The 11,877-nt window shown below is 55.8% G+C and carries 9 protein-coding genes and 1 tRNA gene; 6 read left to right on the top strand and 4 right to left on the bottom strand.

From position 1 onward, the window contains the following. Positions 1 to 161 precede the first annotated feature (161 nt). A complete protein-coding gene (locus ACNQ0W_RS15605) occupies positions 162 to 794 on the top strand; it encodes a LuxR C-terminal-related transcriptional regulator (protein ID WP_062933237.1) in 633 nt (210 codons plus the stop codon). Then, positions 791 to 2,575, top strand: coding sequence for a hybrid sensor histidine kinase/response regulator (locus ACNQ0W_RS15610; RefSeq protein WP_062933236.1), 1,785 nt, complete (start codon positions 791 to 793; stop codon positions 2,573 to 2,575). The genes ACNQ0W_RS15605 and ACNQ0W_RS15610 overlap by 4 nt, the downstream gene beginning before the upstream one ends. 74 nt (positions 2,576 to 2,649) lie before the next feature. On the opposite strand, the gene ACNQ0W_RS15615 is transcribed toward ACNQ0W_RS15610, so the two are convergent. Together ACNQ0W_RS15615 and ACNQ0W_RS15620 are read right to left on the bottom strand one after the other, a co-directional pair. Then, positions 2,650 to 2,725, bottom strand: a tRNA-Phe gene (locus ACNQ0W_RS15615). Positions 2,726 to 2,820: 95 nt separating this feature from the next. Next, positions 2,821 to 3,534, bottom strand: coding sequence for a DUF554 domain-containing protein (locus tag ACNQ0W_RS15620; protein WP_003862452.1), 714 nt, complete (start codon positions 3,532 to 3,534; stop codon positions 2,821 to 2,823). A gap of 181 nt (positions 3,535 to 3,715) precedes the next feature. Between ACNQ0W_RS15620 and ACNQ0W_RS15625 the strand changes: the two genes are divergently transcribed. Next, entirely contained in the window at positions 3,716 to 5,854 is a 2,139-nt protein-coding gene (locus ACNQ0W_RS15625) for an ornithine decarboxylase (RefSeq protein WP_062933247.1), read from the top strand. A 76-nt stretch (positions 5,855 to 5,930) separates the two neighbouring features. Here ACNQ0W_RS15625 and ACNQ0W_RS15630 read toward each other — a convergent pair whose 3' ends face one another. Both ACNQ0W_RS15630 and ACNQ0W_RS15635 read right to left on the bottom strand, forming a co-directional pair. Beyond that, positions 5,931 to 6,623, bottom strand: coding sequence for a response regulator (locus tag ACNQ0W_RS15630; protein ID WP_062933235.1), 693 nt, complete (start codon positions 6,621 to 6,623; stop codon positions 5,931 to 5,933). Next, positions 6,613 to 8,250, bottom strand: a complete 1,638-nt coding sequence (locus tag ACNQ0W_RS15635) for an ATP-binding protein (RefSeq protein WP_062933234.1) — start codon at positions 8,248 to 8,250, stop codon at positions 6,613 to 6,615. The genes ACNQ0W_RS15630 and ACNQ0W_RS15635 overlap by 11 nt, the downstream gene beginning before the upstream one ends. Positions 8,251 to 8,595: 345 nt before the next feature. Between ACNQ0W_RS15635 and ACNQ0W_RS15640 the strand changes: the two genes are divergently transcribed. The 3 genes from ACNQ0W_RS15640 to citC are packed head-to-tail and all read left to right on the top strand — an operon-like array spanning position 8,596 to position 11,874. Continuing rightward, the gene (locus ACNQ0W_RS15640) at positions 8,596 to 9,957 is read left to right on the top strand and encodes a 2-hydroxycarboxylate transporter family protein (RefSeq protein WP_015571852.1); all 1,362 of its coding nucleotides are present in this window, start codon (positions 8,596 to 8,598) and stop codon (positions 9,955 to 9,957) included. 17 nt (positions 9,958 to 9,974) lie between these two features. Continuing rightward, positions 9,975 to 10,838, top strand: a complete 864-nt coding sequence (locus ACNQ0W_RS15645) for a fumarylacetoacetate hydrolase family protein (protein ID WP_417933213.1) — start codon at positions 9,975 to 9,977, stop codon at positions 10,836 to 10,838. A 13-nt stretch (positions 10,839 to 10,851) separates the two neighbouring features. Then, positions 10,852 to 11,874, top strand: a complete 1,023-nt coding sequence (citC, locus tag ACNQ0W_RS15650) for a [citrate (pro-3S)-lyase] ligase (protein WP_062933233.1) — start codon at positions 10,852 to 10,854, stop codon at positions 11,872 to 11,874. The last annotated feature ends 3 nt before the right edge of the window (positions 11,875 to 11,877 follow it).

An 11,877-nucleotide genomic window follows, 5' to 3' on the forward strand; every position in this document is an offset into this window, starting at 1 on the left:
ATCCAACCAGTTAATTTCACTGATTGTATTTATGTTTTCTTTTACCCAAATCAGCGAATAATATATTTCTCTTTCCTAATCGAAAAAACCCTCCTAAAGTAGGGTGGGTAGATAATAATTCATCTGTACTCTAAGATATGCGAAGGTAAAAGGAGGCTCCTTTGGGACAGAATTATGCGTTAGTCGTTGATGACCATCCATTGGTAGCAAGCGGCATCGCCAATTTTCTGATTACACATTGCCAGTTTAAGCAGGCGTGTGTGGTGACGAATGAGGATGATTGCTACCGCCAAATTAGGGATCATGGCCCGCCACGTTTGCTGGTAATCGATTTTTGGCTCTCTTCCGGAACGGCCCTGAAATTACTCAAAGAAGTAAAGCAACTTTACCCACAGGTACGACTCCTGGTGGTCAGCGGGGATGACAATAATGATCTTTGGCGCAAAGTTAATGCCGCCGGGGGACACGGTTTTGTATTGAAAAGCGAGCCACCTGAGATGTTCTCGCGGGCCGTTTTTGCACTCACTGATAATCAGACCTGGTTTCCTGAGGGAAACGAAATTTCCGTTAAGACGAATAATGAGAAGTTAAGTAAATTTAACTTAACGCCGCGACAAATAGACGTGTTAAATATGATTATGCGCGGCCTGCCAAATAAACGCATCGCCGCCCAGCTTTCAATTTCTGAGCCCACGGTCAAAGAACACATCAGCAATATATTGAAAAAGATAGGCGTTAACAGCCGGGTCGAAGCCATCACGCTTCTGCATGGCAAGCAGGAACCATCGGAATGAGATTTTTCCAGAGCTTACAAAATGATGGTATCTCTGCTCCGGCGCAGATCCGTTTGCTAAACAACACCTTTCTGCGGCTGGTATTTAGCTTTAGCGCGGTGCCCTTTGTTGGTATTCCTTTCGCCATCTGGATTTATATGCTTGGGGACGAACTCGGCCCAACGATTATCTGGATAATTATTTATCTGCTATGTGCCGTGGCGATACGACTATTGCACCGACGCTATCAGCGTGAAGCGAAAGAAAACGGTGAAAGGGACGTTCTGCGACGCTGGCTTCCGCGTATTAATAATATCGCCTTTATTCACGGGCTGGGAATTTCATCACTCTATTTAATTACGCCACAGACGCAGAATTTTGACTTTTTCCTGTTACTTAATATCAGTATCGCCGCCATCGTCGCCGCCAATGCGACGCATCTGACGCCTGTCATCAGTACCTTTACGCGTTTTTTCTTCGCCTCCTGGGGGGTGCTGAACCTCGGTATTATCTGGCGGCTGGATGAGTTGATGTTCATCGTGCTCATGCTGAATCTGCTTTACGGCTTCGCGATTTACCGCCATGCGTTAACTTCCCATGCGTTCTTTATTCAGCAAGCGCTGCTTGAGGAAAAAAGCTCACGCCTTGCGGAACAGTTTCGTCAGGCCAAAGAGGACGCGGAGCAGGCACTGCTGGATAAAAATCAGTTTCTGACAACCGCCAGCCACGATCTGCGCCAGCCCGTACACGCAATGGGCTTTCTGATCGAAGCCATCCTCCACCGAAACCGGGACGACAGCCTGACGCCGCAACTCCTTGACCTTCAGCAGAGCGTTCGCTCGGTGCATTTAATGCTCAATTCTCTGCTCGATCTCAGCAAAATAGAATCCGGGAATGTCCTCTCTGCCCCGACCAAAGTGGATATCGGTGCTCTGCTCGACTCGGTCATCACGCTGTTTCGCGAAGAGGCCAACAGCCGCGCGCTTAGGCTGGGCATCCGGCGGCCTAAACGCCATATCTACGTGATGGGCGATCCGCTGCTGGTGCAACAGTCTCTGATTAACCTGATTCAAAACGCCCTTCGCTACACGCTCCTGGGTGGGGTGCTGGTCGCCATCCGACCGCGCGGTGACGAGTGTATGGTGGAGGTGTGGGACACGGGAGTCGGTATCGCCGATGAAGAGAAGGGCAAAATCTTCTCACCTTACTACCGCCCCGAGCTGGCATGGAAGATCGACAGCGCCGGACACGGGCTGGGACTGGCCGTCGTTGCCCGTTGTGCCAAGCTGATGAAGGTGAAATACGGGATGCAATCCATTGAAGGGAAAGGCTCACGCTTCTGGATGCGCTTTACCCAATATGCTGGCGAAGATAGCGCGCTGGACACCCCACCTGCCGCTGATAACACCGCCACGCCGGTACGCTATGCGCCGCTGCACGGTTCCTGCCTGGTCGTCGATGACGACCCGCTGGTGACGTCTGCCTGGGAGAGCCTGATGAGCGTCTGGGGAATTGATGTACGCTGTGCGGCCTCCGCTGAAGAAGCGTTTGCCATCATCGACGACGGCTTTACGCCGTTCGCCGTGCTGTGCGACCAGCGCCTGCGATCGGGCGAAAGCGGCTTCGACATCCTGAAAGCGCTTTTTGAACGTCTGCCGGATATGAGCGGCGCGATAGTCAGCGGCGAATTTAATTCACCGGTTCTGCTGGAGGCGGAGCAGGAGGGGTACCTGGTGCTCCGCAAGCCTCTGGAGCCGGCTAAACTGCATGCGCTGCTGACGCAGTGGTCGGGGTGTCGTTAAGGGAATGCAGAAGTAGTGGTTCTGGCGGGCTTAGAATGCAAAAACCCCCGCCAAAGGCGAGGGTTCGAAATAAGTGGTGCCCGGACTCGGAATCGAACCAAGGACACGGGGATTTTCAATCCCCTGCTCTACCGACTGAGCTATCCGGGCAACGGGGCGCATTAAACCCGATCCTCCTTCCGGCGTCAACGAAATTTGTTGCTTTCGGTGCAGACTGCACACTCTCTCACCATTTCGTCGCAAACTTAAGCGAAAAAGTGCGTCCAGAGCGCGGAAAGCGGCATCGCGAGCAGCAGGGCAGGGAGCATGTTCACCACTGCAAACATCTTAATGCCACAGATGCGCAGCCCTGTCGCCAGCAGCAACAGGCCGCCGACGGCGGTAAAGTCTGCCATCATCGCTGGCGTTGTCAGCGGCAGGATCAGCGTGGCGCAGGTGGCCAGCGCCAGCTGAATAAGCAACATCGGCACACAAATCGCGGCGACGGCGATGCCGAGGGTGGTGGCAAAAATGGTGGCAGTAAAGAAATCCAGAAACGCTTTCGCAATCAATATGCTGGGATCGCCGGTCATCCCTTCCTGCATCGAACCGAATATCCCCGTGCCGCTGGCGCAGAACAGAATAATGATCGCAACGTAGTTCTGAATAAACGACTCGTGCGTGCCGTGCTTCGCCTTGCCCGGTCGGGCAATCAGATTTTTGGCTTTGCCTACCGCGTGATTAATGCCTTTTTCCAGATAGCAAAACTCGCCGATCAGCGCGCCGAGCAGCGTCGCCAGTACCATCACCGGCAGGTTGGCGCATTTCACCACTAAAAGGATACCAATCCCTAACGACGCCAGGCCAAAAATAGAAGGCATGGAGACGCGAATACGCTCCGGCAGGCGCTGACTTAATACTGCCCCAAGTACGCCGCCCAGCAATACGGCTCCCGCATTGATAAAGGGTCCAATTACCACGTTTAACTCCTGTTATTTAAGCACTGGCATTGCATGATTATGACACGTCCGCCCCTGATTATGCTTAGCTTTGGGAGGCGTAACGCATACTGATTCCTTCTTGCACCTGAAAATAAAAGGTGACATGATTGCGCGAATTTTCTCCTTCCTGTCTCACCGTTCGGTGAGGGTATTTGCGCCTATGAAAACCATGAAAATTGCCGTCAGCCGTGAGCTGGTATCCAAAGTTTCTACACATCGCGAAAAAGTTATGCTGGATAACACCGATTTCACCGATGTGGCGGCAGTCGTCATTACGGTTGTTGAAAGCTACAGCGGCATTCTTGCGTTGCTGAAGCGTACGGGCTTTCAGCTACCGGTATTTATGTTCTCAACAGAGCCAGGAGAGGTGCCAGAGGGTGTCACGGCGATCATCTCGGGTAAAGCACAGGAATTGCTGGAACTGGAATCTGCCGCCTGCCGGTATGAAGAGAACCTGCTGCCACCCTTTTTTGACACCCTGAGCCAGTATGTGGCGATGGGAAACAGCACCTTTGCCTGTCCGGGTCACCAGCACGGTGCCTTTTTCAAAAAACACCCCGCGGGGCGGCAGTTCTATGATTTCTTCGGTGAGAACGTTTTTCGCGCCGATATGTGCAATGCCGACGTGAAGCTCGGTGATTTGCTGATCCACGAAGGCTCCGCCAAGCACGCGCAAAAGTTCGCGGCGAAAGTGTTCAACGCGGATAAAACCTACTTCGTGCTGAACGGCACGTCGGCGGCCAATAAAGTGGTGACCAATGCGCTGCTGACCCGTGGCGATCTGGTGCTGTTCGATCGTAACAACCATAAGTCCAACCATCATGGGGCGCTGATCCAGGCCGGGGCAACGCCTGTCTATCTTGAGGCAGCCCGTAATCCGTTTGGTTTTATCGGCGGGATTGATGAACACTGCTTTGATGAGGCCTGGCTGCGGGAACTGATCCGTGACGTCGCGCCGCAGGAAGCCGCCGAGGCGCGCCCGTTCCGTCTGGCGATCATTCAGCTCGGCACCTACGATGGCACGATCTACAACGCCCGTCAGGTGATCGACAAGATCGGTCACCTTTGCGACTACATCCTCTTTGACTCCGCCTGGGTCGGCTACGAGCAATTTATCCCGATGATGGCGGAAACGTCTCCGCTTCTGCTGGAACTGAACGAGAACGATCCGGGAATTTTCGTGACCCAGTCGGTGCACAAACAGCAGGCCGGGTTCTCGCAAACCTCGCAGATCCATAAAAAGGATAACCATATTCGCGGTCAGTCGCGCTTCTGCCCGCACAAGCGGCTGAACAACGCGTTTATGCTGCACGCCTCCACCAGCCCGTTTTACCCGCTGTTTGCGGCGCTGGACGTGAACGCCAAAATTCACGAGGGCGAGAGCGGGCGCAGGCTGTGGGCGGAGTGCGTCGAGCTGGGCATTGAGGCGCGCAAGGCCATCATCGCCAACTGCCATATGATCAAACCGTTTATCCCGCCGGTGGTGGCGGGGCGGCCATGGCAGGATCACCCCACGCAGGCCATCGCCAGCGAGCGTCGCTTCTTTAGTTTTGAACCGGGTGCAAAATGGCACGGTTTTGAAGGCTATGCACGCGAGCAGTATTTCGTCGATCCGTGCAAGCTGCTGCTGACCACGCCGGGCATTGATGCTGAAACAGGGCACTATACCGATTTCGGCATTCCGGCGACCATTCTCGCCCACTACCTGCGCGAAAACGGCATTGTGCCGGAGAAGTGCGATCTCAACTCCATCCTGTTCCTGCTGACGCCAGCCGAGAGCGCGGAGAAGCTGATGCAGCTGGTGGCGATGCTGGGGCAGTTTGAGCAGCATATTGAAGACGACACGCCGCTCGCGGATGTGCTTCCGACTATCTATCAGAAATACCCGGTGCGTTACCGCGACTATACGATCCGTCAGCTGTGCCAGGAGATGCACGATCTCTACGTCAGCTTTAACGTGAAGGATTTACAGAAGGCGATGTTCCGTCAGGAGAGCCTGCCCGCCGTGGTGATGAACCCGCAGGATGCCAACCAGGAGTACGTTCGCGGGAACGTCGAACTGGTGCGTATTCGTGACGCCGAAGGACGCATTGCCGCCGAAGGTGCGCTGCCATACCCGCCGGGCGTGCTGTGTGTGGTGCCGGGGGAAGTCTGGGGTGGAGCAGTACAGCGCTACTTCCTGGCGCTGGAAGAGGGCATTAATATGCTGCCGGGTTTCTCGCCAGAGTTGCAGGGCGTTTACAGCGAGAAAGATGCGGACGGGATTAAGCGGCTGTATGGATACGTATTGAATGTCTGAACGTAAGCCGGGTAAGCGTTAGCGCCACCCGGCGAGTTGCCCGGCGGCGCAAGCTTACCGGGCCTACAATACTGCGTCAGGCTTCTGCGCGGCGGTACATCCTTCTCGGATGCCCGATCTTTCCGTACAGCATCTCCACTGTCAGAAAACCCACCTCCACGCAGTGTTCCAGATAGCGCCGGGTGGTGGTTTTACTCAGGCCCGTCTCGCTCACCACCTCATCCACCGTAAAACAGTGCGCCGCCTTGTTGTTAAACAGCGTTTGCACCCGCGCCAGCGTATTCTCCTCTATCCCTTTGCTGCCGTTGTCCAGGCGATAGTTTTTCGCCTGCAACTGATAGAGTGAATCGACGTTCTGCTGGTCGACAATCTTCCAGACGCGCTGCTGTTCGGCAAACTGCACAAAACGTTCCAGCGACTGGCTCAGGCGCTTCCAGGAAACCGGCTTGAGGATGTAGTCGAACGCGCCGTTACGAATGGCCTGGCTACAGGTGTCCATATCGCTGGCGGCGGTGATGAAAATCACCGAGCAGTTGGCGCGGGTGAGCATCGGGTTGCTGATAAGGGTGATGCCTTTGCCGTCCGGCAGGTAGTTATCCAGCAGCATCAGCTTCGGCTGTTTGCTCTCCAGTTGTACCTGCGCGTCGGCGAGCGACGCGGCAATCCCCACCAGCCTCAGACGCGGATGTTTACCGATAAGCTCCGCGTGCAGTTGCGCCAGTTCGTTCTCGTCTTCAACAATCAGTACGTCGATAAGTTCATGTTGCATAGTCGGTATCTTCCAGTTCCTGTACGGGGTGCCGGACCGTTCCCGTGGCGGGAATAAACAGTGAGAAAATGGCACCGCGTGGGGTGTTATCGGCAACTTCAATTGCACCGCCAGCCTGTGTGACATAGCTTTCAATCAGATACAGGCCAATACCATGATCGCCGCGCGTTTTGGTGGTGATGCCGCGCTCAAAGATCCGGTCGCGGATCTCCGGTGTGATGCCGACGCCCTGGTCGGCGACTTCAATAATCAGTTCCTGCTCGTTCAGCTTTATCAGCACGTCCACCGGGGCATGCGGGAGCGGTGCACGCTGGGTCGCTTCAATGGCGTTATCCAGCAAGTTCCCGATGATCGAGATAAGTTCCGATTCGAGCAGCGGCAGGAACGGTTTATCCACCCGGCAGGCCGGATCGAAACTCAGCTCAACGCCTTTTTCACGCGCGCGGGCGGCCTTTCCAAGGAGCAAACCACACAGCGTCGGAGAGCTAAAGCGGGACGAGATAAAGTCCAGCAGCTCCTGAGCGTGTTCCGACTGCGCCTGTATGTAGCGAATTGCCTCGTCATAACGGCCCATATGCAGCAGGCCGGACAGCGTGGTCATGCGGTTCAGCTGTTCATGGCGCATGATGCGCAGGTTATCAACGTAGCGCTTCACCTGGCTGAGCTGGGCGCTGAGCGAGTCGATCTCGTTGCGATCGCGAAAGGTGATCACCCATCCCTGCAACGCATCTTCCAGCATGATCCGCACCCGGCTGGCAATGACCGTGAGATCGTTAAAGCGACAGATCTCATCGTGGGTGTCTTTCGCAAGCATGGTTTGCGCATTGAAGAACGGGACGGGCGCGATCACCTGGCTGATGAGTTGACCCCGCAGTTCGCGGGCGGGCTGGCGTAAGCCTAATAATTTACGCGCCGCCTGGTTGATCACCTCAATGCGAAGATCGTCGTCGATGGCAATCACCCCTTCGTAAATGGATTCCATCATCGCCTTTTGCTGGCGCACCAGCAGGCCGATTTCGCGCGGCTCCAGAGAGAATATCTGCTTCTTGATGCTGCGGGTGAAGAACCAGGAGAAAATAAACAGGGCGATAAGCAGCAGCACGGCGGCAATCAGGATATTAACCACCTTGCTGACGGTGATGGTGTCCAGATAGCTCGTGAGATAGCCTACCGAAACAATCCCCACCACCTGCCCGGCATCATTAAAAATGGGCGCTTTGCTGCGCAGCGAAATGCCTAACCCGCCCTTGCGGATGGTGATGGTGCTTTTGCCGTGTAATACCTCGTCGTTATCTCCGCCAACCAGCGTTTTGCCTACCCGGTCGGCAAACACGGAGTGGAAAAGATGCAGCCCTTTATTGTCACCAATCACAATAAAACTGGCGTCGCTGTGGGCGGCTATTTTCTGCATGAAATCATGGATGCCCTGGATATCCTTTTGTTCGACTTCTTTTCGCAGGGTAGGAATAAGCGCAATTTCTTCGGCCTGTATTTTTGCGCGCGCGCTCATTTCCTGATAAAGCTGCCTGCCGACATCGACATAATAATATCCGCCCAGTAATGCGAACAGCACTGAGAAAAAGGCGACCAGCGAAATAAACAGCTTGATCTGAAACGATACTTTCATAACTATCACGCAAGATATCAACAGGTCGGCTGAATATATCATCTTTTAAGGCAAGGATGCCCGCTTTGCCGAAAACTTGTGATCCCTTGCACAGCGCAGCCTGTAAAAGATTTTTCCGAAAGTCTCATCCTCTTAAGGTTAAATGAATAAATGTTATTTCTTTGTTCAGTTAAGAAAAGAAACCATAAAAACCATGGCTATAAATAAGGCATAAATCACATTAAATAAAAGAAACCATTAAAACCATAGCGGCCATTAAAACTTCGCTTTTAATATGCCTTCCCTCACATAAAGTAAGCCTTTGTGACTCTAAGCTGAACGCACAAAATAACTAAGGGGCTTATTATGAGCACAACTGACGATTCATTCTCTGTTACCCACGACCCGATTGATATTCAGCGGCCATCGCTCAAAGAGCGCTGGTGGCATATTATGGATACCTGGAAAATCGGCATTATTCCTCTGCCGCTGTTCGTTCTGGCGGGCGCGCTGATTGCTATTGATTGCCTGGGCGGAAAACTGCCGAGCGACATTGTGGTTATGGTGGCCACGCTGGCCTTCTTCGGCTTTGCCTGCGGTGAGTTTGGCAAACGCCTGCCGATTGTCGGCAAGCTCGGCGCGGCGGCGATTTGCGCCACCTTTATCCCTTCCGCGCTGGTCTATTACGGCCTGCTGCCGGACGTGGTGGTTGAGTCCACGACCAAATTCTATAAATCCACCAATATTCTCTACCTCTATATCTGCTGCATTATCGTCGGCAGCATCATGAGTATGAACCGCACCGTGCTGATCCAGGGCTTCCTGCGCATCTTCTTCCCGATGCTGTGCGGTGAAATCGTCGGCATGATTGTCGGCATGGGTGTTGGGCTGGCGCTGGGCCTCGAGCCGTTCCAGATCTTCTTCTTTATCATCCTGCCGATCATGGCGGGCGGCGTCGGGGAAGGGGCGATCCCGCTCTCTATCGGCTATGCCACCCTGCTGCATATGGATCAGGGCGTGGCGCTCGGCCGCGTGTTGCCGATGGTGATGCTCGGCGGCCTGACGGCGATCATTATCTCCGGCTGCCTCAACCAGCTCGGGAAACGCTACCCGCACTTGACCGGTGAAGGCCAGCTGATGCCGAATCGCGCCAACGCCGATGCCACTGTTTCCCAACCTGCGTTCTCCGGCAAAGCGGACGTGACGACCATCGCCTCGGGCGCGCTGCTGGCGGTGCTGCTGTACATGCTGGGCATGCTCGGTCACAAGCTGATTGGTCTGCCAGCGCCAGTGGGCATGTTGTTTATGGCGGTGCTGGTGAAGCTCTGCAACGGCGCCTCTCCGCGTCTGCTGGAGGGTTCCCAGGTGGTGTACAAATTCTTCCAGACCTCCGTGACCTACCCAATCCTCTTCGCTGTCGGCGTGGCGATTACCCCATGGCATGAACTGGTGGCGGCGTTCACCGTCAGCAACCTGCTGGTGATTGTCAGCACCGTTTCCGCGCTGGTGGCGACCGGATTCTTCGTTGGCAAAAAGATTGGTATGCACCCGATTGATGTCGCCATCGTCTCCTGCTGTCAGAGCGGGCAGGGCGGCACCGGTGACGTGGCGATCCTGACCGCAGGCAACCGCATGAGCCTGATGCCATTCGCCCAGATTGCTACCCGTATCGGCGGCGCGATTAACGTCTCTGTCTCACTGCTGATTCTGGGCAACTTCCTCGTTTAAGTTTTCAGGAAAGAACAATGAAACTCGCAAGCTTTTTATACCAGGGAAAACGCAGCTACGGCATCGTACAGGCCGAAGGCGTGATTGATTTGGGCCGCCGCCTGGGCGACCGCTATGGCGACCTTAAAGCGCTGTTGCAGGGAAACGGGCTGGCGCAGGCCACCCGTTTTCTGAACGACGCGGTGGATGTACCGCTGAACGCCATCACCTTCTTACCGGTGATTGTCCAGCCGGAAAAAATCCTCTGCGTGGGCATGAACTATGCCGACAAGCGCAAGGAGTTTGATCAGCATAACCCGGCCCCGACGCTGTTTGTCCGCTTCCCGGATTCACAGACCGGCCACAACGAGCCGGTGCTGAAGCCGCGCTACTCCAGCGAGTTCGACTACGAAGGCGAGCTGGCGGTGATCATCGGCAAAGGCGGGGAGAACATCAGCCGCGACGACGCCCTGCGCCACGTGGCGGGCTACAGCTGCTACATGGACGGCTCCGCCCGCGACTGGCAGCACACCTGGTTCACCGCCGGGAAAAACTGGCGGCAGACCGGGGCGTTCGGCCCGTGGATGGCGACGGCGGATGAGATCCCGGACCCGCACAGCCTGGCGATCCGCACCTGGCTGAACGGCCGCATGGTGCAGGAGGACAACACCAGCAGCATGATCCACAAGGTGGCGGAGCTGATCGAGTACATCAGCACCTTCACCCGCCTCAGCCCGGGCGATGTGATCATCACCGGCTCGCCTGGCGGCGTGGGTAAAAAGCGCAACCCGCCGCTGTTTATGAAGGAGGGGGATCGCATTGAGGTGGAGATCGAGCATATCGGTCATCTGAGCAACGTGATCGTGGAAGCGCCAGCCGTCGGGCTCGCGGCAGCGCACTGAGTAAGGCGGCAGCATGCAATCGCAACCCATTGATTTTTGCCACACCGTTGTGGCGAAACACCCGGAACGCTTAAGCCAGATCCGCTACCTGCTGGCAGACAGCGGCCTTGGCCTGGACAACGACATCACGCTGTTTGTCGAAGCCTGGTCCGGCGCGCAGTTGGTGGGTTGCGCCGGGCTGGCTGCCAACGTCATCAAATGCGTGGCGGTCAACGAGCAGCTTCGTGGGGAAAACCTCAGCGCGCGTCTGCTGGCAGAGGTGGAAAACGCGGCGCTGGAGCGCGGCCATTTTCACCTCTTCCTCTGCACGCGACCGTGCAATAAGGAGCGCTTTGGCCGCAGCGGTTTCTGGCCGATTGCCCAGAGCGGGAACAACGCGGTGTTAATGGAGAACACCCCGCAGGGGATCGCGCGCTACTGCCGTACCTTAAGCCGGATGCGAAAGGGCGGGGAGAAAACTGGCGCGATAGTGATGAACGCCAATCCGTTCACCCTCGGCCACCGTCATCTGGTGGAGCAGGCGGCGGCGCAGTGCGATGCCCTGCATCTGTTTGTGGTGCGTGAAGACGCGTCGTTCTTCCCGTTCAGCGCGCGCCTTGAGATGGTGCGTGCGGGCGTGGCGCATCTGCCGAACGTGGTGGTGCATGAAGGCTCGCAGTACATCATCTCCCGCGCCACCTTCCCGGCCTACTTCCTGAAGGAGACCGGCAAAGTGCAGCAGGCGTGGAGCGAGATCGACGTGCTGATCTTCCGGGACTATATCGCCCCGGCGCTGGGCATCACGCACCGCTTCATCGGCTCGGAGCCGTTCTGCGACATCACCCGCCAGTACAACCAGACGCTGCACGACCTGCTGGCCTCGCATATTGAGGTGGTGGAGATGCCGCGCATCAAGGCCACCGGCAACGCCATTTCGGCCTCGGAAGTGCGCCGTTTACTCAAGACACAGCAGTTTTCCCGGATCCGGGAGATTGTCCCGGACTCCACCTTCGCGCATCTCGAAGCACATTATCGAGCGAGTGCGGAAGTCGCATAACTA

The sequence above is a fragment of the Enterobacter cloacae complex sp. 6730903 genome (assembly GCF_048283985.1).
Lineage (GTDB): Bacteria > Pseudomonadota > Gammaproteobacteria > Enterobacterales > Enterobacteriaceae > Enterobacter > Enterobacter hormaechei_C.